The sequence below is a fragment of the Dechloromonas denitrificans genome (assembly GCF_020510685.1).
Taxonomy (GTDB): Bacteria; Pseudomonadota; Gammaproteobacteria; order Burkholderiales; family Rhodocyclaceae; genus Azonexus; species Azonexus denitrificans_A.
Genome location: NZ_CP075185.1, coordinates 765,167 through 786,971, shown reverse-complemented (window position 1 = coordinate 786,971; position 21,805 = coordinate 765,167). Strand labels below are relative to the sequence as shown.

24 protein-coding genes are annotated in these 21,805 nt (G+C 64.5%); 11 read left to right on the top strand and 13 right to left on the bottom strand.

The genetic code is table 11. The features are described 5' to 3' along the window. Window positions 1-76 precede the first annotated feature (76 nt). Genes KI611_RS03875 through KI611_RS03845 form a run of 7 tightly spaced genes read left to right on the top strand, consistent with a single transcriptional unit; the run spans window position 77 to window position 6,703 of the window. Window positions 77-1,876, top strand: a complete 1,800-nt coding sequence (locus KI611_RS03875; protein WP_226418519.1) for a glutamine--tRNA ligase/YqeY domain fusion protein — start codon at window positions 77-79, stop codon at window positions 1,874-1,876. Then, window positions 1,876-2,460, top strand: a complete 585-nt coding sequence (locus KI611_RS03870) for a DUF924 family protein (protein ID WP_226418518.1) — start codon at window positions 1,876-1,878, stop codon at window positions 2,458-2,460. Before KI611_RS03875 ends, KI611_RS03870 begins: the two co-directional genes overlap by 1 nt. Window positions 2,461-2,464: 4 nt before the next feature. Further along, on the top strand, window positions 2,465-3,649 hold the full coding sequence (locus KI611_RS03865) for a class I SAM-dependent methyltransferase (protein WP_226418517.1): 1,185 nt from the start codon (window positions 2,465-2,467) through the stop codon (window positions 3,647-3,649). Beyond that, a complete protein-coding gene (gene pyrF / locus KI611_RS03860; RefSeq protein WP_226418516.1) occupies window positions 3,646-4,458 on the top strand; it encodes an orotidine-5'-phosphate decarboxylase in 813 nt (270 codons plus the stop codon). The genes KI611_RS03865 and pyrF overlap by 4 nt, the downstream gene beginning before the upstream one ends. 8 nt (window positions 4,459-4,466) lie before the next feature. Next, the gene (locus KI611_RS03855; RefSeq protein WP_226418515.1) at window positions 4,467-5,342 is read left to right on the top strand and encodes a neutral zinc metallopeptidase; all 876 of its coding nucleotides are present in this window, start codon (window positions 4,467-4,469) and stop codon (window positions 5,340-5,342) included. 4 nt (window positions 5,343-5,346) lie between these two features. Further along, window positions 5,347-5,886: a protein disulfide oxidoreductase gene (locus tag KI611_RS03850; protein ID WP_226418514.1), complete on the top strand. Its 540-nt coding sequence runs from the start codon at window positions 5,347-5,349 to the stop codon at window positions 5,884-5,886. Between the two features lie 4 nt (window positions 5,887-5,890). Further along, window positions 5,891-6,703 (top strand): peptidoglycan DD-metalloendopeptidase family protein, encoded by an 813-nt coding sequence (locus KI611_RS03845; RefSeq protein WP_226418513.1) that lies wholly within the window; start codon window positions 5,891-5,893, stop codon window positions 6,701-6,703. Window positions 6,704-6,709: 6 nt separating this feature from the next. Here KI611_RS03845 and KI611_RS03840 read toward each other — a convergent pair whose 3' ends face one another. From KI611_RS03840 to KI611_RS22090, 6 genes are all read right to left on the bottom strand, one after another. After that, complete coding sequence (locus tag KI611_RS03840; protein WP_226418512.1) at window positions 6,710-7,282, bottom strand: diheme cytochrome c-553; 573 nt, start codon at window positions 7,280-7,282, stop codon at window positions 6,710-6,712. 43 nt (window positions 7,283-7,325) lie between these two features. Continuing rightward, window positions 7,326-8,285, bottom strand: coding sequence for an alpha-ketoacid dehydrogenase subunit beta (locus tag KI611_RS03835; protein ID WP_226418511.1), 960 nt, complete (start codon window positions 8,283-8,285; stop codon window positions 7,326-7,328). Between the two features lie 10 nt (window positions 8,286-8,295). After that, window positions 8,296-9,258, bottom strand: coding sequence for a thiamine pyrophosphate-dependent dehydrogenase E1 component subunit alpha (locus KI611_RS03830; RefSeq protein ID WP_226418510.1), 963 nt, complete (start codon window positions 9,256-9,258; stop codon window positions 8,296-8,298). 135 nt (window positions 9,259-9,393) lie between these two features. Next, window positions 9,394-10,731: a GAF domain-containing protein gene (locus tag KI611_RS03825; RefSeq protein WP_226418509.1), complete on the bottom strand. Its 1,338-nt coding sequence runs from the start codon at window positions 10,729-10,731 to the stop codon at window positions 9,394-9,396. Further along, window positions 10,728-11,204 (bottom strand): pyridoxamine 5'-phosphate oxidase family protein, encoded by a 477-nt coding sequence (locus KI611_RS03820; protein ID WP_226418508.1) that lies wholly within the window; start codon window positions 11,202-11,204, stop codon window positions 10,728-10,730. Before KI611_RS03820 ends, KI611_RS03825 begins: the two co-directional genes overlap by 4 nt. 90 nt (window positions 11,205-11,294) lie before the next feature. Continuing rightward, window positions 11,295-11,423: a hypothetical protein gene (locus tag KI611_RS22090; RefSeq protein ID WP_264180028.1), complete on the bottom strand. Its 129-nt coding sequence runs from the start codon at window positions 11,421-11,423 to the stop codon at window positions 11,295-11,297. Window positions 11,424-11,488: 65 nt separating this feature from the next. Here KI611_RS22090 and KI611_RS03815 point away from each other — a divergent pair, with 65 nt between their 5' ends. Next, the gene (locus tag KI611_RS03815) at window positions 11,489-11,806 is read left to right on the top strand and encodes a hypothetical protein (protein ID WP_226418507.1); all 318 of its coding nucleotides are present in this window, start codon (window positions 11,489-11,491) and stop codon (window positions 11,804-11,806) included. Here KI611_RS03815 and KI611_RS03810 read toward each other — a convergent pair. Next, a complete protein-coding gene (locus KI611_RS03810) occupies window positions 11,803-12,324 on the bottom strand; it encodes a hypothetical protein (protein ID WP_226418506.1) in 522 nt (173 codons plus the stop codon). The genes KI611_RS03815 and KI611_RS03810 overlap by 4 nt on opposite strands. A 258-nt stretch (window positions 12,325-12,582) precedes the next feature. Between KI611_RS03810 and KI611_RS03805 the strand changes: the two genes are divergently transcribed. Both KI611_RS03805 and KI611_RS03800 read left to right on the top strand, forming a co-directional pair. After that, entirely contained in the window at window positions 12,583-13,836 is a 1,254-nt protein-coding gene (locus tag KI611_RS03805) for an HD-GYP domain-containing protein (protein WP_264180027.1), read from the top strand. Next, window positions 13,833-15,509, top strand: a complete 1,677-nt coding sequence (locus KI611_RS03800; RefSeq protein WP_226418504.1) for an ATP-binding protein — start codon at window positions 13,833-13,835, stop codon at window positions 15,507-15,509. The genes KI611_RS03805 and KI611_RS03800 overlap by 4 nt, the downstream gene beginning before the upstream one ends. Here the strand turns inward: KI611_RS03800 and KI611_RS03795 are convergent. Continuing rightward, window positions 15,506-16,000 carry a VOC family protein gene (locus KI611_RS03795; RefSeq protein ID WP_226418503.1) on the bottom strand — a complete coding sequence of 165 codons (495 nt, stop codon included), beginning with the start codon at window positions 15,998-16,000 and terminating at the stop codon, window positions 15,506-15,508. The genes KI611_RS03800 and KI611_RS03795 overlap by 4 nt on opposite strands. A 22-nt stretch (window positions 16,001-16,022) precedes the next feature. After that, window positions 16,023-16,502, bottom strand: coding sequence for an SRPBCC family protein (locus KI611_RS03790; protein ID WP_226418502.1), 480 nt, complete (start codon window positions 16,500-16,502; stop codon window positions 16,023-16,025). A gap of 186 nt (window positions 16,503-16,688) precedes the next feature. Between KI611_RS03790 and arsC the strand changes: the two genes are divergently transcribed. Beyond that, window positions 16,689-17,042, top strand: coding sequence for an arsenate reductase (glutaredoxin) (gene arsC / locus KI611_RS03785; protein WP_226418501.1), 354 nt, complete (start codon window positions 16,689-16,691; stop codon window positions 17,040-17,042). A 73-nt stretch (window positions 17,043-17,115) separates the two neighbouring features. Here the strand turns inward: arsC and KI611_RS03780 are convergent, their stop codons facing one another. The 4 genes from KI611_RS03780 to KI611_RS03765 form a co-directional block, all read right to left on the bottom strand. After that, a complete protein-coding gene (locus tag KI611_RS03780; protein ID WP_226418500.1) occupies window positions 17,116-18,768 on the bottom strand; it encodes a nucleotide sugar dehydrogenase in 1,653 nt (550 codons plus the stop codon). A gap of 197 nt (window positions 18,769-18,965) precedes the next feature. Beyond that, window positions 18,966-19,745 carry an NAD(+) diphosphatase gene (gene nudC, locus KI611_RS03775; RefSeq protein WP_226418499.1) on the bottom strand — a complete coding sequence of 260 codons (780 nt, stop codon included), beginning with the start codon at window positions 19,743-19,745 and terminating at the stop codon, window positions 18,966-18,968. 19 nt (window positions 19,746-19,764) lie between these two features. Next, window positions 19,765-20,976, bottom strand: coding sequence for an MFS transporter (locus tag KI611_RS03770; RefSeq protein ID WP_226418498.1), 1,212 nt, complete (start codon window positions 20,974-20,976; stop codon window positions 19,765-19,767). 180 nt (window positions 20,977-21,156) lie between these two features. Beyond that, window positions 21,157-21,609, bottom strand: a complete 453-nt coding sequence (locus KI611_RS03765) for a hypothetical protein (protein ID WP_226418497.1) — start codon at window positions 21,607-21,609, stop codon at window positions 21,157-21,159. Window positions 21,610-21,805: the final 196 nt, after the last annotated feature.

The window sequence follows — 21,805 nt, the reverse complement described above, 5'->3', positions numbered from 1 at the left end:
ACGGCGGGGGGCATTTTTCGCGGCCAGGCGGCCTCTGCCGGTTAAAATAGCGGGATTGAAATCAGAGGTTTCCCCCGTGAGTAGCCCCAACAAACCCGAAGTCGCTCCCGCCGCCAATTTCATCAAGAACATCGTCGAAGCCGACCTTGCCGCCGGCAAGCACGCCAAGCGCCATTGGGCCGGCCAGCCCGGCACCGCCGCCGACCAGGCCAGCGGTCCGCTCGACCCGGCCAAGATCCGCACCCGTTTCCCGCCCGAGCCGAACGGCTACCTGCATTTCGGCCACGCCAAGTCGATCCTCCTCAATTTCGGCCTCGCCCAGCAGTATGGCGGCCGCTGCCACCTGCGTTTCGACGACACCAACCCGGAGAAGGAAGACCAGGAATACGTCGACTCCATCGTCGATGCGGTGAAATGGCTCGGCTGCTCCTGGGAGAGCGCCGGTGAAACCAATCTCTACTACGCCTCCAACTACTTCGACTGGATGGCCGCCTTTGCCGAATACCTGATTTCGGCCGGCCATGCCTACGTGGACAGCCAGTCGGCCGACGAAATGCGCGCCAATCGCGGCACGCTGACCGGAGCCGGCAAGGATTCGCCGTTCCGGACGCGCAGCGTCGAGGAAAACATGGCCCTGTTCAAGCGCATGCAGGCCGGCGAATTCCCCGACGGCGCCCATATCCTGCGCGCCAAGATCGACATGAGCGCGCCCAACATCAACCTGCGCGACCCGGCGATCTACCGCATCCGCCACGCCACCCACCACAACACCGGCGACAAGTGGTGCGTCTATCCGATGTACACCTTCGCCCACCCGATCGAGGATGCGCTGGAATGCATCACCCACTCGATCTGCACGCTGGAGTTCGAGGATCAGCGGCCGTTCTACGACTGGCTGCTCGAACGCCTGGCCGAAGGCGGCCTGCTGCAGCGCCCGCTGCCGCAACAGATCGAATTCTCGCGGCTTAACCTGACCTACGTCGTGCTCTCCAAGCGCAAGCTGATCCAGCTGGTTGACGAAAAGCACGTCAGCGGCTGGGACGACCCACGCCTGCCGACCCTGGTCGGCGCCCGCCGGCGCGGCTATTCGGCCGAAGGTTTCCGGCTGTTCGCCGAGCGCATCGGCGTCTCCAAGCACGACTCGCTGATCGACTACGCGCTGTTCGAAGACGCCATGCGCGAAGTGATGAACGAATCCGACCAGCGCCGCATCGCCGTGCTCGACCCGGTCAAGCTGATCATCGACAACTACCCGGCCGGTCAGGTCGAGGAATGCTTCGCGCCGAACCACCCGCTGCATCCGGAACTCGGCCAGCGCGCCGTGCCCTTCAGCCGCGAGCTGTGGATCGAAGGCGAAGACTTCATGGAAGTCCCGAGCAAGGGCTACCGTCGCCTGTTCCCCGGCAACATGGCCCGCCTGCGCTACGGCTATGTCGTCAAGTGCATCGGCTGCGACAAGGACGCGAACGGCAAGGTCGTCGCCGTGCATTGCGAATACCTGCCGGAAACCAAGTCCGGCACGCCGGGCGCCGACAGCGTCAAGGTCAAGGGCAACCTGCACTGGGTCTCCGCCGCCCAGTCCTACGCCGCCGAAATCCGCCTCTACGACCGGCTGTTCAGCGTCGCCGCCCCCGGCGCCCGACGCGAAGGGGATGCGCCCGAACTCGAACGCAACTTCCTCGACGACCTCAACCCGAACTCCCGCCAGTCGATCACCGCCCAGCTCGAACCCTGCCTGCGCGATGCCAAACCGGAGGAGCGTTTCCAGTTCGAACGCCACGGCTACTTCGTCGCCGACCGCGTGGACTCCAAGGATGGCCAGCCGGTGTTCAACCGCGCCGTCACCCTCAAGGACTCCTGGGGCAAGGCCGGCTGATGAACAGCGTCGCGCCCGCCGACATCCTCGCTTTCTGGTTCGGTCGGCCGGGAGAACCGGGGCATGGCCGGCCGCGCAGCGAATGGTTTGGCAAGGACGAGGCTTTCGACGCCGCCATTCGTCACCGCTTCCTGGCCAGCGTCGAAGCGGCGCTGGCGGGCCGGCTGGCCGACTGGGCAGACGAGCCGCACGGTCTGCTGGCCCTGCTCATCCTGCTCGATCAGTTCCCGCGCAATATTTTTCGCGGCGCGGCAAGAGCTTTTGCCGGCGACGCGCGGGCGCTGCAGCTTGCCAACACGGCGCTCGACAACGGCTGGGACAGCAAGCTGAGCGCCGTCGAAAGGCTGTTCGTCTATCTGCCGTTCGAACACAGCGAGTCCTTGCCCGACCAGCAGCGTTCGCTGGCCTTGTTCGCGGCGCTGGCGGCCGAACATCCCGGCAATGAGGGATTTCTCGACTACGCCCAACGGCACCACCGGATCATCGCCCGCTTCGGCCGCTTCCCGCACCGCAATGCCGCGCTTGGCCGCGCGTCGACGCCGGAAGAGACGGATTTTCTCGCCCAGCCGGGCAGCGGTTTCTGAAGCGATGACGGCCCGTGACGTCGCCCAGCTCGGCCAGGTATTCACGCCGCCCAAGGTCGTCGCCTTCATGCTCGACCTGTGCCGGAATTCCGGTCGGGCGCTCGAGCCGTCGGCCGGCGACGGCGCGTTCTTTCAGCACCTGCGGGCGCGCCACCCGGACAGCGTCGGCATCGAAATCGACCCCCGCGTCGCACCGCCCGGCGCCAGCCTCGGCGACTTCTTCGCCTACCCGCTCAGCGAGCAGTTCGACACCATCGTCGGCAACCCGCCCTACGTGCGCTACCAGGACGTCGCGGCGGCGACCAAGAAACAGCTCAACTCCGAGCTGTTCGATGCGCGCAGCAACCTGTTCCTGTTCTTCATCGAGAAGAGCATCCGCCACCTCAAGCCGGGTGGCGAACTGGTCTTCATCGTGCCGCGCGAATTCATCAAGCTGACCGCCGCCAAGAAGCTCAATGCCTGGCTCTACCGGCAGGGCAGCATCACGCACTTCTTTGAGACCGGCGACGTGCGGGTATTCGATGGGGCAACCCCGAACTGCTGCATCTTCCGTTTCGAGAAGGGCCGCTTCGACCGGCAGATGGTCGACGGCCGGACCTTTACCGAAGTCGACGGGCAACTGATGTTCCTGCGCGACGATTACGGCGTGCGCTTTTCCGACGTCTTCACGGTCAAGGTCGGGGCGGTCTCCGGGGCCGATCACATCTTCATGCATGCCAAGGGCAACATGGAGTTCGTCTGCTCGAAGACCGTGGACACCGGCGAAACGCGCCGCATGCTCTACGGCATCAAGCATCCGCACCTCGACAAGCACAAGGAAGCGCTGCTCGCCCGCCGCGTCAGGACCTTCGACGAAAGCAACTGGTGGCAGTGGGGCCGCGCCTTCCCGATCAACCTGCTGCCGCGCATCTACGTCAATGGCCGGACGCGCCAGGCGGAACCTTTCTTCCTGCATGACTGCCACAGTTTCGACGGCTCGGTGCTGGCGCTGTTTACCAAAAACCAGCGCCTGCCGCGCCGCGAACTGATCGAATGCACGATGATGTTGAACAAGGAAGTGGACTGGCAGGAACTCGGCTTCGTTTGCGACGGTCGATTCCTGTTCACCCAGCGCAGCCTGCAAACCTGCCTGCTGCCCGACAAGTTTTCCCGTTTTCTCCCGTCTGCCACAGCCAAGGACGCCGCATGACCTTCACTCAAATGCTCGCCGCCACCTGGCGGAAGAACAACTCGCTGCTCTGCGTCGGTCTCGATCCCGACCCGACCAAATTCCCCGCCCACCTGAAAGGCCGGGAAGACGCCATCTTCGAGTTCTGCACCAGCATCGTCGATGCCACCGCCGACCTCGTCTGCGCCTTCAAGCCGCAGATCGCCTACTTCGCCGCCCGCCGCGCCGAAAGCCAGCTCGAAGCGCTGATCGCCCATATCCACAAAAAACACCCGGGCATCCCGGTCATTCTCGACGCCAAGCGCGGCGACATCGGCTCGACCGCCGAGCAATACGCCATCGAAGCCTTCGAGCGTTACCAAGCCGACGCCGTGACGGTCAATCCGTACATGGGTCGCGACTCGGTCGCCCCCTATCTGGCCTACCCGAAGAAAGGCGTCATCCTGCTCTGCCGGACCTCCAACAGCGGCGGCTCCGACCTGCAGTTTCTCGATGTCGGCGGCGAAAAGCTCTATGAGCGGGTCGCCCGTCTGGTCACCACCGAATGGAACCGCAACGGCCAGTGCGCGCTGGTCGTCGGCGCCACCTTCCCGGCCGAAATCGCCCGCGTCCGCGAAATCGTCGGCGACATTCCGCTGCTCGTCCCGGGCATCGGCGCCCAGGGCGGCGACATCGAGGCCACCGTGCGGGCCGGCCGGACGGCCAACGGCACCGGCCTGATGATCAATTCGTCGCGCGCCATCCTGTTCGCCGGCCACGACGAAAACTATGCCAGCGCTGCCCGCCAGGTCGCCCTGGCCACCCGCGACACGATCAATCTCTACCGCTAGGAGCGACCATGCGCTTCGATGACCAACGGGAAAGTGACAACCTCGAAGACCGCCGCGGCTCGGGCGGCGGCGGTGGCCTGAGGCTGGGCGGCGGCCGGCTGGGGATCGGCAGCATTGTCATCGCGCTGGTCGCCAGCTATTTCCTCGGCGTCAATCCGCTGACCGTGCTCAACATGCTCAGCGGCGGCGGTCTGCCGGCCATCGAGCAAAGCGCGCCGGAAGCCCACCGCGGACCGGCCACCGATGAAACGACACGCTTCGTCTCGCAAGTCCTGGCCTCGACCGAAGACACCTGGCACGCCGCTTTCCAGGCCAACGGGAAGGCCTACCAGGAGCCCAAGCTGGTGCTCTTCTCGGGCGTCACGCCGACCGCCTGCGGCACCGGCCAGTCGGCGATGGGGCCGTTCTACTGCCCGGGCGACCAGAAGGTTTATATCGACCTCGTCTTCTTCCGCGAGCTGAAGGAACGCTTCAAGGCGCCGGGCGAATTCGCCCAGGCCTATGTCATCGCCCACGAAGTCGGCCACCATGTGCAGAACCTGCTCGGCATCGCCGACAAGGTGCACAACACCCAGCAGCGGGTCGGCAAGGCCGAAGCCAACGCCCTCTCGGTGCGCATGGAACTGCAGGCCGACTGCCTGGCCGGCGTCTGGGGCAAGCGCACCGATACCATGAAAAACTTCCTCGAGCCGGGCGACCTCGAAGCCGCGCTGACCGCCGCCTCGGCCATCGGCGACGACCGTCTGCAACAGCAGGCGCAAGGCCGCATCGTGCCGGAAAGCTTCACCCACGGCAGTTCGGCGCAACGCGTGCGGTGGTTCAAGAAAGGTTTCGAATCCGGCGACATGAACCAATGCAACACCTTCAAGGCAGCGCAGCTGTAAGCCTTTGAGCGATCAGCAAACGCCGCCCGCCGCAGCGCCTGCCAGACCACGCTGGCGCCGTTGGGCGGCGGAAGCCGCACTTTTCCTCGGGCTGTTCGTCGCCTTCCAGCTCTGGCAGGCGCGCGACACGCCGCGCGGCCCGGCCCCGCACTTCGCCGGCCAGTTGCTCGACGGCCAGGCCTTCGATCTGGCCGCCTGGCGCGCCCGGCATCCGGGCCAGGCCGGCCTGCTCTACTTCTGGGCCGAGTGGTGCCCGATCTGCCGGACGACGGCCGGCAACGTCAGCGCCGTCGCCGCCGACTGGCCGGTGACCAGCATCGCCGTTCAGTCCGGCTCCTCCGAGCAAATCGGCAAGCTGATGCAGCAGCGCGACTACCGCTGGTCCACGCTGCCCGACCCGAACGCCGCCATCCTCAAGCAATACGGCCAGCCCGGCACGCCGGCCTTCATCGTCATCAACCCAGCCGGCGACGTACGTTTCGTTTCCGTCGGCTACACCAGTGAAATCGGCCTGCGTTTACGCTTGTGGTGGGCCAGCCGGTAACCCCATGCGCAAACTATCGACCTTCCTTCTGGCGCTCGCCCTCACCACGCCAGCCTTGGCCCTGCCGAAGCATTCGCCGGTACCGGGCGGCATCGCCGTGATCGACCTCGGCCCGGCCAGTCAGCCGGCGCCGACCGCCCGCTGGGGCGAACAGCCGCTCGCCGTGGTCCGCGACAACGGCCGCTGGTTCGCACTGTTCGGCATTCCGCTCGACACCCTGCCCGGCGAACTCGACGTTGCCGTGGCGAGCGGCGCCGGCACAACAACCAGGACCGTCATCGTCGGCCTGAAGAATTACCCGGAACAGCGCCTGACCATCAAGGACAAGCGCAAGGTCGAACCGAATGCCGAAGACCTCGCCCGCATCGAACGCGAACAGGCCGTCACCGCGGCCATCAAGCGGCGTTTTTCGGCGACCGCGCCGGCCACCGATTTCACGCTGCCGGCCAGCGGGCCGCTGTCGTCGCGCTTCGGCCTGCGCCGCATCTTCAACGGCCTGCCGCGCAACCCGCATGCCGGACTCGACGTCGCCGTCGGCACCGGCGCTCCGGTCCAGGCGCCGGCCGATGGTGTGGTCGCCAATACCGACAATTACTTCTTCAACGGCAACACCGTGTTCATCGATCACGGCCAGGGCCTGATCAGCGCCTACATGCACCTGTCGCACATCGACGTGCGGGCCGGCCAGGCGGTGAAAAAAGGCGAGCGGCTCGGCGCGGTCGGTGCCACCGGCCGGGTGACCGGCCCTCACCTGCACTGGGCGGTCGTCCTGAACAACACGCCGGTCGATCCGGCGCTTTTCCTGCCCGGCAACTGACGCCGGCTAGCGCCCGGCGACCGGTGGCTGGTATTCCACCACCCGGTTCTTCACCGCCGGCTGCGCCATCAGGTAGACGTAGATCGCCTGCAAGTCGCGCTCGGTCAGAGTGGCCAGTGACTGCCAAGGCATCGGCGGCATGATCGGCCGGGCCGGGCCGACGTGCTGGCCGCTCTTCATCGCCCGGACGAAATCCTTGGCCGTCCAGTTGCCGATCCCGGTTTCCCGGTCCGGCGTCAGATTGGAAGCGTAGGAAAGCCCCCACGGGCCTTTGAAGGCGGTCATCGAGCTGGCGCCGGTCCAGTTCCAGTCCTCGCCTTCCAGCTTGGGTGGCGGGCTGAGCAGCAGGTTTTCCGGGTGGCCGGAAAGGCCGCGCGCCATGTCCTTCTCCGGGCCGTTCGGCCCCATTTTGAATGGCGTATGGCAATCGACACAGCCGCCATAGTTGACCAGGTAGGCGCCGCGTTTGAGGCTGGCCGCATCCGGCCCGGCCGCCGCGCTGAGCGGCAACAAGCTGCCGAGTGCTGCGACGATGGAGAGGGAGCGAACAAGGGACTGTCGGGAGTTGGGGTGCTTCATGATTTTTCCTTTTTTTTGGGTTGAAAATGGGTGAGCCGGCCGATCAGGCCCGCATCAGGCGGCGCGCCGCCGCAGCGATGGCCTCGGCCGACGGGGCACAGGCCTGTTCCAGCGGATAGCTCGAAGCGGCCGGCGCATCCGGGCCGCCGAGCCGGACAATCGGTGCCCGCAACGCAGCGAAGGCCTGTTCGGCGACCAGCGCGGCGATTTCCGCTCCGACGCCGCACAGCCGGTTGGCTTCATGGGCGACAACCAGCCGTCCAGTCTTGCGTACCGAGTCGACAATGGTCACGGTGTCGAGCGGCTTCAGCGTGCGCAGGTCGATCACTTCGGCTGCGATGCCCTCGCCGGCCAGCGTTTCGGCGGCCTGGGCACAGGCATGGACGGTCTTGCCGTAGGCGATCAGCGTGACGTCGCCGCCGCGGCGTCGTACAGCGGCCTGGCCGAGCGGCACCAGATGCTCGCCGTCCGGCACTTCGCCGGGTTGATAGAGCAGGCCGATATCCATGAAGAACAGGACCGGGTTGTCGTCGCGGATCGCCGTCTTGAGCAGGCCCTTGAAGTCGGCCGGAGTGGATGGCATGACCACCTTGAGGCCGGGGCTGTGCACGAACCACGCTTCGTTGTTGTGATTGTGCTGGGCGCCGACGCCCCAGCCGCCGCCGGTCATCGCCAGCGTGACCAGGGGAAAGGAGAACTGGCCGCCGGACAGGTAACGCAACTTGCCGGCGCTGTTGACCAGTTCGTCCATGGCGTAGCAGAGGAAAGGCGCGAAGAGCAGGTCGATCACCGGACGCAGGCCGCAGCCGGCCGCCCCGACCGCCGTTCCGGCGATGATGCCCTCGGCCAGCGGGGTGTTGCGGATGCGCCGGGCGCCGAATTCTTCGAGCAGGGCATGGCGTTTGGTCGCAGTGCCCTCGCCGAACATCAGGACCGTGGAGTCGCGGCGCATTTCTTCGGCGATTGCGGCGTCGACCGCTTCGATTGGGGTCAGGGTAGGCATGACAGTCGTCTCAGGCGTAAACATCGGTGGTCATTTCGCTCAGCGCCGGATAAGGCGAGGCTTCGGCAAAGGCCAGGGCGACGGCGATGCGGCTCTGCACCTTGTCGGCCAGCGCGGCATCCTGGCTCGCCGTCAGGCGCCCGGTGGCGAGCAGACGGTCGCGGCAAGCGGCGATCGGGTCGCGGGCCGCCCAGGCGGCGCGCTCGGCCGGATCGACATAGGCCTGATCGTCCGGCTCGAAATGACCGCGACTGCGGTAGGTATAGGTTTCCAGCAGGAACGGCCGGCCGCTCGCCCGCACCTCGGCGGCCGCCGCGCGTGCCGCGGCGAGCACGGCTTCGACATTGTTGCCGTCGACGGTCCGGGCCGGAATGTCGTAGGGCACCGCCCAGTCGGCGACGTGGTCGCGGCGCATCGTCTCGCGGCGATGCACGAAGGCCTGCCACTGGTTGTTTTCGCAGACGTAGAGGATGGGCAGATTCCACACCGAGGCGAGGTTCAGCGACTCGTGGAAAGCGCCTTCGCAGGCCGCGCCATCGCCGAAAAAGCAGACGACGATGCCAGGCTTGCCGAGCATGCCCTGGGCCAGCGCGACGCCGGTGGCCAACGACAATTCGGCACCGACGATGGTCGAGGTCAGGACGACGCCGAGCTCCTTGACCGAAATGTGCAGCGAGCCGCTCTTGCCCTGGCAGTAGCCGGCGCTGCGGCCCATCACCTCGGCCAGCAGACGGCCGGGATCGGCGCCCCGGGCGATCAGGTGGGCGGCGCTGCGATGATTGGTCAGGATCAGGTCGGCGCCGCCGAGCGCATTGACGACGCCGACCGCCGCGGCCTCCTGGCCGACCGAGGTACAGGTGCCGGGCACCTTGCCGGCGGCGCTGGCCTCGACGATTTTTTCTTCATAGGCGCGAATCAGCAGCATCTGCTCGTAGAGCTGCGGCAATTCGTTTTCGCTGGCTGGGCGGGTCATCGTTGTCTCCATCAAGAAATGATGAAAGCAAGTCTAGGCCGCGCCAAAAACCTGACAAGACGGCGCGGCGCCGCTTAAGAATCTTTTAAGAAGCGCTGAGCAAAGATTTAAGGAAAGCGGCCCGCCGCCGGAATTTCAGCCGTCGAGCAGTTGCAGCGGCTGGTCAACAGCCAGCGCGAAACGGCCCCGCCCGGTCTTGTGCAGATGGATGCCGGCGCCGCGCTCGGCGAGCCGGCGCTGGAGCAGGACCAGCCGTGCTTCGAGATTGTCGCTGACGCCCGGCAGGCGGATGCGCGAATCGAGGCGCAGGCCCTTGTTGGTGAACGAGGTACGGCGGCGGGCGACGAAATCGCTGAGCAGCGCCCAGAGAATGGCCCCGGCGACGCCCTTGATCAGGTAATCGTCATCGAGAAAAATGCTGTCGCTGCCGGCAAAATAGCGGACCAGCAAGGGCTGGCCGGAGGATTCGACTTTGCCGTGATCGTTGGCCGGCAGCTCCTCGGCCAGTTCCTCGACCTGCTGATGATAGTGAATCGCCATGCCGAGGTGGGCCGCGAAGGCGACCAGGGCGTCCTCGTCGTCGTAGCCGAAATGCAGGTCGGCGACGCTTTCCAGGTAGAGCACGCCGAGCAGGCGGTCATGGGCGACGATCGGCACGGCCAGCTGGCTGCGCGCCTCGGGCAGGCCGGGCAGCGGAATGGCGGTTTCCAGCGCATCGGCCATGCCGTCGGCCGCGGCGCTGTCGCGGATGGCCCGGCCGTAGGCGTACTCCTTGGTCATGAAGCCGATGCGGATCGGCGTCTTCTCGCGGGCGCAAATGCCGATCACCCCGGCCCCGAAGGGGATCTCCGAACCCACCCCGGATTCCGGGTAACCGCGGCTGGCCAGCGTATACAAGCGGCCGCGCCCCTCGTCATGCATCAGCAGCATGACGTGATGGAGGGCGAACTCGCTTTCGAGACAATCGAGCGCCGTATCGAGCAGGCTGGTCAGCGAAGCGCAGGTCGCCAGCCGGTTGGTGCTCCGCCGCAAGGCGGTCAGGTAATTGAGCGAAGGCGGCGGCGGGGTCAGCGTCGGACCGGGCAACTGCTCGATGCCGAGAATGCGGTAGATATCCGCGCCGCGCAGGTGAAAGACCCCGGCCATCCCGGTATGCGAGGCGATGCCGGCCAGCTTGGCCTTCATTTGCTCGAACAGCGGGCCGCTGGTCTCGGTGTGCAGGTATTCCAGCGTCAGCACGTATTGCGCGGCGGTCAGCGGATTGGTCGTCAGCAGCCTGACCCGGGCATTGACCAGGATGTTCTGCCGGGTGCGGTTGAAGAACTGGTAGGAGAGCGCGACATGCTGGTTATCGACGAACTGGACCTGCGACAGGTAGGCGAGATTGGGCACGCCCTCGCCATCGCAGGTGGCGATCAGCCCGGGGATCACGCCGTCCAGACATTCGCGGATGGTTTCGATGCGGAGGTTCATGGCGTGCCGCCGATCGACTGCCCGGCCCGCGGTCCGGGCGTCTGGGAAAAAGCCGCGCAGGGCGAGAAGGCGACCATCACCAGGGCGTCGGGCCGATAGGCGAACAGCGTCCGGACCACCGACTCGGGCACCCCCTCCGGCGCCACCTCGACGACGAAGTCCGCCAGATGCTCGGCGATCAGCGGCAGGTCGGCCGGATCGAACGGCAGCACCTCGGCATCCTCGCCTTTCAACTGCAAGGTCCGGTTGCTGCTCGGCAGGCAGAAAACGCAGGCAACCCGCCGGTTGGTACGGATGTCGGCGAGCAAGGCCGGGGCCAGCGTCGCATTGAGGAAAATGCCGACCCGCCGACCGCCGTCGAGCAGCTTGCAGCCGACGGCGCGCATCAGGTTCGGCAGATGGTCGACACCGCAGGTCGCCAGGCTGATACTGACGCTGGTCTGAATGAAAGCCGCGTTATCGGCATCAAGCATGGGCCCCCCGGTCCGGAAAGAAAGCAGACCTGCCCTAGTCTGCACGAAGAAGGCGCCCGTGGGCGCCTTCCAATTATCGCCTGAGCATGCTCAGATTTTCGGTTTGGCCGGTGTGCTCATCTGTTTGCCATCCTTCGCCTTCTCGGCGGAACAAGCCACGGCGTTCAGGCTGCCCAGCGCGAATAGCGTGGCGACCAATGCACAAATCACTTTCTTCATCAGGCTCTCCTTGCGGTTGCGGTTTGCGTTTGATCAATTTATCCGGACGTGGTTCATTACCAAACGTGCAAATCACCACCATCCACCTCCACCACGCCGCCCCCGAGCAGCCGGCTGAAGGCCAGCCGTGCAATGGCTGCGGCGTCTGCTGCGCGCTCGAAACCTGTCCGGCGGCGCGCCTGCGCTTCCTGCAAAAACAAGGCCCGTGCCCGGCCCTGGAATGGTCGACCGAAGAAAGCCGTTATCGCTGCGGCCTGCTCGCCCGGCCCGGCCATTATTTCGGCTGGTTGCCGACCAGCGCCGCACCGCTTGCACGCCGGCTGTTGGCGCGCTGGATCGCGGCCGGCCAGGGCTGCGACTGCAGCGCCAGCAGTGCGGATTAACGCAACCTGACCAGACGCGGCGAAAACATGAACAGGGCACGCTGCTGCCCGGCGTCGTCGAGCATCCAGCCGAGATTGATCATCCAGCAATAGCCGCTGCGCCCGATCGGCTTGACGCATTTCCATTGCCAGTACGGCCCCATCGCAATGCGCAGGACGCCGTAATGACCGTTGTTGCGGTTGATCGACGGATCGCCGTGAATGTGCCGCTCGCCGCCCATCGGCGCGGCAATCGGCCCCCACTTGAAACCGTACAGACTGTTGCGATAGAGCCAGGCGACTCGCGACCAATAGCCACCATTGTGCGTCGCCCGCCAGCCCGGATCACCGAGCAGGCTGTTGTCCGGCGTATCGAACCAGGCCAGCCACACCGGCAAACGCGGCTCCTTGGCCTGCCCGTTGCCATTATCGACCGGCCCCATGCGCGACCGGGCAAAGGCCGGCAAGACGGGGGTCAGAACCAGCGCCAGCAGCGACATGACGAACAACGCCACCAGATAAATCAGCCAACGAATCATGCTTGCTTGCCTTTTCGGTTCAAATGACCGGCGAGCATAACCGGCCGGCCGCAACGCGTACAGCCGCCCGCTGCCGATCGCCGTGCGGCGGCCCGATGCCCGGCAAACGCCTTGGCCGAATGGCCGGCCCGACCGGCTGGATTTGACTGGATTTATCGGATATAACTGAATCCGGCCCGTGCGTTTTTTCCGGCAGTCCAAACCAGGCAGCAAGTAATGGGGTCCCCGATAGCGATGGCAGACAGTCCAAGGATCACCATGGATCAGCTCCGGATCGGACTGTATGTCTACCTCGATCTGAGCTGGTTCCAGCACCCCTTTGCCTTCAGTCACTTCAAGATCAAGTCGGCGGATCAGATCGCGACCATCCGCGGCCTCGGGCTGAAAAGCGTGCGCTACAACCCGGCCCTCAGCGACCCGGTGTCAGCCGACCCGGACGCCCAGCAGAAACCTCCGCCGCCCCGCGAAAACCCGTCGGAATTTGTCGCCCAGGCCCTGGCGGCAAAGCGCGCGATGATGGAGCGGATCCGCGTGCAGCGCGAGGCGGCGGCGCGCATTGAAAATGCCTTCATCAATACCGCCAAGACGGTTCGCGATGTCGAGAAGAACCTGTTTACCCAGCCGGCGGAAACCGTCCGCCAGGCCACCCAGCTGGTCAGCCAGATTGCCGAGTCGATCCTCTGCGCGCCGGAACTGGCGATCCATGTGATGGGCGACAAAATGGGCGGCGAGGAACTGTATTTTCATTCCCTGAACGTCACCACGCTGGCGATGATGATGGCCCGCGACATCCAGCTGCCGCAGGAGGTGGTCGGCACGCTGGGCATGGGCGCGCTGTTTCACGACATCGGGCGCAAGGAAATCCCGAACCGCATCCTGATGAAAGCCGAGCCTTTGACCCAGGCCGAGCGCCATCTCTACGAAATGCACTGCCAATACGGCGTTGAAATCGGCCAGCGCCTGCAATTCACGCCGGCCGTCCAGGCGATCATCCGCGAGCATCACGAGCTGTTCGACGGCAGCGGTTACCCGCAAAGGCTCAAGGGCGAGTCGAGCGGCCTGCTCTCGCGGATTGTCGCGCTGACCAACCATTACGACGAGTTGTGCAATCCGCCCAATATCGCCGATGCGCTGACCCCGCACGAAGCGCTCTCGCTGATGTTCGCCAAGCTGCGCAACAAGTTCGATCCGAAACTGCTGCAGGTTTTCATCCGCTGCCTGGGCGTCTATCCGCCGGGGACCATCATCCAGCTGTCGAACGGCGTGATCGGCATGATCGCCACGGTAAACACTGCCAAGCCGATGAAGCCGATGGTCGTCATCTACGATGCCGAGATTCCCAAGGATGAAGCGATCCTGGTCGATCTGGAGCGCGAAACCGACCTCAACATCGCCAAGGCGATCCGGCCGGCGCAGGTGCCCGGCGAAATCTACAACTACCTCAGCCCGCGCAAGCGGGTCAGCTATTACTTCGATGCCGGTCAGCCCGGCCAGGCAAAGGACACGGCATGAGCAGCCTGGAACGGCTGATGCTCGACCACAGCCCGAGCATGATGCTGCTGGTCGAGCCGAAGGATCTGCGCATCGTCATGGCCAATCACGGCGCCGCCCAGACCCTCGGCTACCCGGACGAAGCGCTGCTGACGATGACCATCACCGACATCGAAAGCTCCTTGCCGGATGTCTTCTACTGGGAAGACGTGCGCAATGGCCAGTACCTCGACATCGACGGCCAGGAAGGTCTCTACCAATGCGCCGACGCCTCGCTGCTCACCGTCATCAAGTCGGTGCGCGTCGTCGCCCATGCCGGCGAGCCGCTGCTGCTGGTCCAGGCCCGGGACATCCAGAACGAGCGCCAGGTCGAGGATGCGCTCGAACAGACCCTGTCGCAGTTGCGGGCGACCCTCGAATCGACCGGCAACGGCATTCTGGTGATCGACTGGCACGGCAGGATCGCCAGCATGAACCGCCTGTTCAGCACGATGTGGAACATCCCGGAAGACCTGCTGCTCGAACACAACGATGCGGCGATTCTCGAACGGCTGACCGACCAGGTGGTTGAAGCCGATGCCTGCCGGACGCGGCTGCAGGCAATTGTCGACAGCATCGAGACCGAGGAACTTTTCCGGCTCAAGGACGGCCGCGTTTTCGAATGCAAGTCGCGGCCGCAATATCTCGGCGAACACATTGTCGGCCGGGTGTTCGGCTACAACGACATCACCGAGCGGACGCGCGCCGAAGAAGCGCTGCGCGATTCGCGCGACAAGCTGGAAGAACGCGTCCGCGAACGAACCGCCGACCTGGAGTCGGCGAATGCCAGCCTGCTGGCCGAAAAAACGCGGCAGACCGAACTGATCAAGAAGCTGGAAGAAGCCCAGAACCAGCTGTTGCAGTCGGAAAAGATGGCCTCGATCGGCCAGCTGGCGGCCGGCGTGGCGCACGAAATCAACAATCCGGTGGGCTTTGTGAACTCCAACCTCGGCACCCTGCAGCGCTACGTCAATGACATGCTGCGCCTGCTGACCGCTTACGAGCAGTTGGAAGGATCGCTGGTGGACGATTTGCTGCTGGACATCAGGCAATTGAAGAAGGAGATCGACGCCCCGTACATGCGCGAAGACATCGGCGTACTGCTCACCGAATCGCTCGACGGTTTGCAGCGCGTGCGACGCATCGTCCAGGACCTCAAGGAATTCTCGCACGTCGACCGTTCGGAACTCGAGCGGGTCAAGCTGGAGACGGGGCTGGACAGCACCCTCAACGTCGTCTGGAACGAACTCAAGTACAAGGCCAAGGTCGTCAAGGAATACGGCGATACGCCGCAGATCGAGTGCTTCCCGTCGCAACTCAACCAGGTCTTCATGAATCTGCTGATCAATGCCGCCCACGCCATCGAGGAGCGCGGCCAGATCACCATCCGGACCGGCCACGACGCGGAAAACGTCTGGGTCGAGGTGGAAGACACCGGCAAGGGCATCGCCCCCGAACACCTCGGGCGGATCTTCGAGCCGTTCTTTACCACCAAGGAGGTCGGCAAAGGCACCGGACTCGGGCTGTCGCTCTCCTACGGGATCGTCAGCAAACATCGCGGACACATCGAAGTGAGCAGCGAAGTCGGTCGCGGTTCGCTGTTCCGCGTGGTGCTGCCGCGCGATGCAGCCGCTGCCGGCGGCGCCCCGGCCTAGCCGGCGTAGGCCTGCTGCAGAGCGGCGATGTCGAGCTTCTTCATCTGCAGCAGGGCGGCCATGACGCGTTCGGACTTGCCCGGATCCGCATCGGCCATCATCGTCGCCAGTACGCTCGGCACGATTTGCCACGACACCCCGTATTTGTCGCTGAGCCAGCCGCATTGCTGCGCCGCTTCGGCGCCACCGGCCGAAAGCTTGGCCCAGTAGTAATCAAGCTCTGACTGGCTGTCGCAATTAACCTGCAGGGAAATCGCTTCGTTGAACTTGAAGACCGGGCCACCGTTCAAGGCGGTGAATGTCTGGCCAGCCAGTTCAAAGACCACGGTCAGGACACTGCCGGCCGGTTTGCCATGAATTTCGCGCCCGGCTTCGCCATAATGGCTGACGCTGACAATCCGGGCGTTGCTGAAAATAGAGCAGTAGAACTGCGCGGCCTCTGCGGCCTGGGTATCGAACCACAGGCACGGCGTAATCTTTTGCAGTTGCATGGGATGTCCTCTGTCGGGTGGATCAGAGCGTCGCCACGAGTTCAGCCAGCTGATCGGTAGCCAGCCCCCAGCCGGCGTGAAAACCCATCGCCTCATGCGCCTCGCGATCGGCCACCGTCCAGTGACGGACGCGCGCCGTGTACCTGGTCTGGCCGCCCGCCGCCTCGAAGCTGATGATCGCCGTCATGAACGGCTTTTCCGAAGGCTCCCAGGCCGCGGTATAGGCATCGGTAAACACCAGTCGCTGGTTGGGCACCACCTCAAGATAGATGCCGCGATTCGGAAACTCCTGGCCTTCCGGGCCGCGCATCACGATCAAATTCGAACCGCCCGGCCGGACATCCATCTCGGCGTGCGCGACAGTCCATGGACGAGGCGTGAACCACTGCCTGAGCAAGGCGGGTTCGGTCCAGGCGCGAAACAGTTTTTCGCGCGGCGCATCGATCAGACGGGTCAGGAGCAGTTCGCGCTCCGGATCGAAAGCCTGCTGTGATGTATTCATCGTCATGCCTCCTCGGTGCCTTTTCCGGCCGTGAGAAATTCACCCGAACGACGTGCTGCGGCCGCGACGCCGGACGTGGCGAGCGTTTGTTTTTGATTTATAGCGCAGCAGGAAGTTCCCCCGGTGCCCGACGGCCCGGGTTGGTTACAATCCTGCCCCGCCCCTTGAACCCTGGAAACTGCCCCCATGAACGCCAGCACGCTCTACCACAACCCGCGTTGCTCGAAATCCCGCGCCGCCCTCGCCCTGCTCGAGGCCCGCGGCATCGCGCCGCAGATCGTCGCCTATCTTGAGCAAGCCCCGTCGCCGGGCGAAATCGGCGTCCTGCTCGGCCAGCTCGGACTGACCGATGCGCGGAGCCTGATGCGCCAGGGCGAAGCCGAATACAAGGAACTTGGCCTCGCCAACCCGGCGCTCAGCCAGGAAGCCCTGATCGCCGCGCTGGCGGCAAACCCGCGCCTGATCGAACGCCCGGTTTTCGTGCACGGGGAGCGGGCAATCATCGGACGCCCCCCGGAAAAGGTGCTGGAAATTCTCTGATCCGCTCGCCAGCGGCAAAAAGCGAAAAGGCGCCTCGGCGCCTTTTCGCTTTTTCACTTGCGGCCGGCGCCGGTCAATCCTTGCGCACGGCCTGTTTGAGGCGCTGGATATGGCCGCGCCCCAAGCCTTTGACCTCGCAGCCCAGTTCGAAATAGCGGCTGATCGTGGCATCGTCGAGCAGGCCGAAACAGTCGATGACGGCAATCGGCCGCCCGGCCCAGGCGACCACCTGCTCCGCCGTCAGACCCCGGTAGGCGTCGTGCGGCACGGCCAGGATCAGCGCGTCGACACCCTTTAGCGCCTGCTCGAGATTGTTTTCGACCTTCAACTGTGACAGCTCGTCCTGGTTGCGAAAAAAGCGCTTCCACGACAGGCCCGAGGTCGGGTAGCTGTCTTGCTCGGCGAATTCCCACCACTGTTCGACATAGGGATCGTGCGCCCGCATCTCGGCGCCCATTTCGGCCAGCTTGCGGACCACCAGCTCCGAACCACTGTAGCGGGTGTCGCCGACATCCTGGCGATAGGAGGCGCCGGCGATCAGCACCTGCGAGGCGGCGATGTAGCGATCCATGTTGCGCAGCGCATCGCGCGTCAGTTCGGCGACGTGCAACGCCCGCGTGTCGTTGATATCGACCGCCACCGGCGTGATGCGGAAAACCTTGTCGCCGTCCTCGAAGCCGAGAATGTGCTTGTAGGCCCAGTAGCCGAGGCCGCCGTCCTTGGGCAGGCAATAGCCGCCAATGCCCGGGCCTGGGAAGATCATGTTGCTGTGCGTCGGCCGCAGCTTGATGGCATCGACCACCTTGACCAGATCGACGCCGTTACGCTCGGCGAAGATCGACCACTCATGGAGGTAAGCCAGGATGGTCGCCCGGTAGCTGTTCTCGACGATCTTCGCCGTTTCCGATTCGATCGGTCGGTCCATCACCGTCAGCGGGAATTTCTCGGTATTCAGCACTTCGCGCAGAAATTTCTCGACCCGCGCCCGGGCCGGCGCGTCGCAACCGGCGCAGACGCGCCAGAAGTCGCGGATGCTGGCGACGTATTCGCGGCCCGGCATGACCCGTTCGTAGGAGTGGGCCAGCAAGGGAACGGCTTCGATGCCACGCCCGGCGAACGCCTTCTTCAGGATTGGCCAGGCGACGAACTCGGTCGTCCCCGGCGCCACCGTCGTTTCGATCAGGCTCAGGCAATCCGGCCGGATATGCTGGCCGACCGTCTTCAGCGTCGCCTCCAGCGCCGCCATGTCGCATTCGCCCGACTTCATGTTACCGAGTTCCTGCTTCAGGAAATCGCACTGCACGTCGATCACCACGCAGTCGGCCAGATCGAGCACCTGGCTGTTGTAGCTCGCGGTCAGCGTCTTCTTTTCCAGCACGCAGCGGCCGATCAGCACATCGACCTGCGGGTCTTCGGCCTTGACCGGCGAGACGCCGCGATTGAGCAGCGGAATCTTCCAGAACGACCGTGTCGACGGGCGCTGGCAACCGATGACGAACTTGCTCGGCCGGCCGTCCTGATCTTCGCAGTCGGCGACGATGGCCGCCATCACCGCGCCGACGAAGCCAACGCCCATCACCACCACGACCTCCTGCCCGCGGGCCCGCGCCGCATCGGCCAGCGCCTTGACCCGCGCGTACTCGGCGGCATAGTCGGAAGCCTCCGGCAGGGCGAATTCTTCTCCCTGCGGCGAGGTGGAAATTTTGCTTTGCGTTGCCGACGACATAGGAACTCCTGATCTTGTTTGAATTTTGTCGCGTTTGCCGTTGCGATTTGCGGTGCGGATCTTCGGCTCCGGCCAGGCGCCTGGCGTCGGCCTCCCCGGCCACCCGCTCAAATCCACGCTGGATAAGTTACACCCATCCCGCGGCGGCAAACGATAACAAATTCACGGCCGGCCCAAGGCAACCGGCCAACCGGCGATCAGGCCACGGCGGGCGGTTGCCGGGCCGCGTCGATCAGTCGCCGGGCAATACTGATCGGCTCCGGCAGCAGCGGCAGCGCGTCGAGCGAGAACCAGTCGGCGGCTTCGATTTCGCTCGGGTCCGGGGTGATCGTCCCGCCGGCGTAGTCGGCAAAGAAGGCGACCATCAGCGAGTTGGGGAATGGCCAGGGCTGGCTGTGGAAATAGCGCAGGTTGGCGATTTCGACGCCGACCTCCTCGCGGACCTCGCGGGCGGCGCACTCCTCCAACGTTTCGCCGGGCTCGACGAAACCGGCCAGGGCGCTGAAAACGCCCGGCTTGAAATGCGGACTGCGGCCCAGCAACAGCTTGTTGCCATCGCGCACCAGCACCATGACCGCCGGCGAAATGCGCGGGTAGGCGAGCAGCCCGCAACTCGGACAGCTCATCGCCGCTTCGCCGGATTTCATCAGCGTCCGGCTGCCGCACTTACCGCAGAAACGGTGGTTGGCCTGCCAGTCCAGCAACTGCGTCGCCCGGCCGGCCAGAGCAAAGGTTTCCGGGCCGGCCAGCTGGAAGATGGCGCGCAGCGGCGTGGCCTCGCCGCCGGGAATGTCCGGGAATGCGGCGACATCGACCGCATGGCAGGGCTGGCCGTGCAATTCGCCAACGTACAGGGCGTTTTCCGGATCGCCGAAAGCGGCGGCCGGGCCGGATGGGAAAAGTCCGCCGTCAGCGTTGGCTGGCATGGCCAGCAGTCGATGTTCGCAGCGCAAAATCCAGTAAGCCGTTTTACTCATGATCACTCCACCATCCGTTCTAGGCATGCCGCCCGTGCATCACGATACGCGCGGCGAACCACATCGCCAGCAGGTTCGCCGCGACCGCGACATAACCGACCAGCGGGTAGCCGACGATCCGGCCGCCGGCATCGAGCGAGGTCAGGAAACCGGCCAGCGTCGTCGCCAAACCCATGGCCAGCGACTGCACAGTGCCGTTCAGCGACATGAAGGTGCCGCGCAGCTTGGGTTGGGCGGCCGACGCGATGATCGCCATGGCCGGAATCATCCGCCCGGAAGTCAGCACGAAGAAGGCGGTAGTGCAGATCAGCCAGATCGACAGCGGCACCGCCCCGGCATGCGTCACCGCCAGCAACGGCAGGATGGCGAGCAGCGCCACCCAGCGGTAAACCTCGACCTTGCCGTGCTTGTCGGCCCAGTGCCCGATCAGGCGGGCGCTGATGAAGGTGGCGAAGCCGCCGACCAGATAGACGATGGGAATGTCCTGCTGGGCAATGCCGACGTTATTCACCGCATAGACGGTGATGTAGGGAATCACCGTGAAGCCGGAAAAAATAATCAGCGCCGAAAACAGCAAGGCGCCCAGATGGTTGCGATCCCCCAGCACGCTGAAGGTCGCCGACAGCAGATGGGCGCGCTTTTCCTCGCCCAGGTGATGCCGCAGCTCCGGCAGGAAGCGTAGGCCGATGGCCAGGAAAACCACGCTCAGCGCGGCAATCAGCATGAACGGCGCGCGCCAGCCGAGATGATTGGCCAGCCACAGCGACAAGGGTACGCCGGCGATCGTCGACACCGAAAAGGCGCTGGAGACGATGCCGCTGGCCCGCGCCCGCCGGGAAAACGGAATGGCATCGCCGATCATGGTTTGGATCAGCGCCCCCATGATGCCGCCGAACACCCCGGCCAGACCGCGCGCCAGCATCAGCATCGAATAACTCGGGGCCAGCCCGCAGGCCAGCGTCGCCAGCGCAAACAGGGTGAAGCTGATGAGCAGCAGGCGCTTGCGCTCGAACAAATCGACGAAAGTCGCCGCCAGTATTCCGGAAAGAGCCGCGCTGAAACTGTAGGACGCCACCAGCAAGCCGAACTCGTGCGTCCCGATGCCGAACGCCCCCATCAGGATCGGCCCAAGCGGCATCATGATCATGAAATCCAGCACATGGCTGAACTGAATGCCGGCCAGCGTCAGCAGGAAGAAACGTTCGGCGCGGGGGGAAAGCTCGGTGGACATGGACGGGGAAAGGCTTAGCTATCGGCGGGTGCGGCCGGCAAGGATACGCGCTTCGGCTTGGGCGGCAACAATGCTCGGCAGAGGAAAGCCGCAAGACTACGAAGCCGACCAAGCCCCGGAGAAGCCGGAAATACCAAAACACCTCACGCATCACACCAGCAATACGACCGGCAATTCCTGTCAAAGCCGACAGCTCAGCACGAGACGCTCGCCCGCCCTGACCTCGATCTCATCATTCGTGACGCGGGTGATCTTGCCGGCCGACTCGTAAGTGTCGCCGCACAGTTTCCAGAATATCCGCAAGCCGGGAAGCAGATCGATTTCCCGTTGCAGCACGATACCCAGCGGATCGGCGTCAAACGCGGCAACCCGATAGAGGCGATAGCGAACCACTCCCGAACCGGCTTCGTCGAGCATGCCGTCGCTGAACGGCGCCGAGAAAGACATCACCAGCCAGCACAACAAACTGATCGGCAGGACCGGCAAGGCGAAAATAAAGGCGGCCCGGCGAATGTCACCGCGCGGAGAAGCAAAGCCTGCCCAGACGAGGCTAAAGGGAATGGCCAAGGCGAGCGCCAGACCGACCTGCGCATTGATGCCCCACAAGTCGACCTCGAAAGGGAAACCGGTCAAGCCGATGCCTGCAATGACAACAAGAATGGCAGTAAATACCAGACGGCAGATGAGGGATGCGGGGAGAATTTTCAGTTATCTACACTCAAACAAAATGACGAAGAGAATTAGTTTTGATAAAAATAAAATTACTCCGCCCACTATTTTTAACCGAAAAAATTCGCCAAATTCGAAATATGCAAAATCAAAACCTCTC

Bases quoted from the DNA above. Each gene is read 5' to 3' on its own strand.
- KI611_RS03870 (WP_226418518.1), top strand. From the start codon at position 1,876: ATGAACAGCGTCGCGCCCGCCGACATCCTCGCTTTCTGGTTCGGTCGG.
- KI611_RS03865 (WP_226418517.1), top strand. From the start codon at position 2,465: ATGACGGCCCGTGACGTCGCCCAGCTCGGCCAGGTATTCACGCCGCCC.
- pyrF (WP_226418516.1), top strand. From the start codon at position 3,646: ATGACCTTCACTCAAATGCTCGCCGCCACCTGGCGGAAGAACAACTCG.
- KI611_RS03855 (WP_226418515.1), top strand. From the start codon at position 4,467: ATGCGCTTCGATGACCAACGGGAAAGTGACAACCTCGAAGACCGCCGC.
- KI611_RS03845 (WP_226418513.1), top strand. From the start codon at position 5,891: ATGCGCAAACTATCGACCTTCCTTCTGGCGCTCGCCCTCACCACGCCA.
- KI611_RS03840 (WP_226418512.1), bottom strand. From the start codon at position 7,282: ATGAAGCACCCCAACTCCCGACAGTCCCTTGTTCGCTCCCTCTCCATC.
- KI611_RS03835 (WP_226418511.1), bottom strand. From the start codon at position 8,285: ATGCCTACCCTGACCCCAATCGAAGCGGTCGACGCCGCAATCGCCGAA.
- KI611_RS03830 (WP_226418510.1), bottom strand. From the start codon at position 9,258: ATGACCCGCCCAGCCAGCGAAAACGAATTGCCGCAGCTCTACGAGCAG.
- KI611_RS03825 (WP_226418509.1), bottom strand. From the start codon at position 10,731: ATGAACCTCCGCATCGAAACCATCCGCGAATGTCTGGACGGCGTGATC.
- KI611_RS03820 (WP_226418508.1), bottom strand. From the start codon at position 11,204: ATGCTTGATGCCGATAACGCGGCTTTCATTCAGACCAGCGTCAGTATC.
- KI611_RS22090 (WP_264180028.1), bottom strand. From the start codon at position 11,423: ATGAAGAAAGTGATTTGTGCATTGGTCGCCACGCTATTCGCGCTGGGC.
- KI611_RS03810 (WP_226418506.1), bottom strand. From the start codon at position 12,324: ATGATTCGTTGGCTGATTTATCTGGTGGCGTTGTTCGTCATGTCGCTG.
- KI611_RS03805 (WP_264180027.1), top strand. From the start codon at position 12,583: ATGGATCAGCTCCGGATCGGACTGTATGTCTACCTCGATCTGAGCTGG.
- KI611_RS03800 (WP_226418504.1), top strand. From the start codon at position 13,833: ATGAGCAGCCTGGAACGGCTGATGCTCGACCACAGCCCGAGCATGATG.
- KI611_RS03795 (WP_226418503.1), bottom strand. From the start codon at position 16,000: ATGCAACTGCAAAAGATTACGCCGTGCCTGTGGTTCGATACCCAGGCC.
- KI611_RS03790 (WP_226418502.1), bottom strand. From the start codon at position 16,502: ATGAATACATCACAGCAGGCTTTCGATCCGGAGCGCGAACTGCTCCTG.
- arsC (WP_226418501.1), top strand. From the start codon at position 16,689: ATGAACGCCAGCACGCTCTACCACAACCCGCGTTGCTCGAAATCCCGC.
- KI611_RS03780 (WP_226418500.1), bottom strand. From the start codon at position 18,768: ATGTCGTCGGCAACGCAAAGCAAAATTTCCACCTCGCCGCAGGGAGAA.
- nudC (WP_226418499.1), bottom strand. From the start codon at position 19,745: ATGAGTAAAACGGCTTACTGGATTTTGCGCTGCGAACATCGACTGCTG.
- KI611_RS03770 (WP_226418498.1), bottom strand. From the start codon at position 20,976: ATGTCCACCGAGCTTTCCCCCCGCGCCGAACGTTTCTTCCTGCTGACG.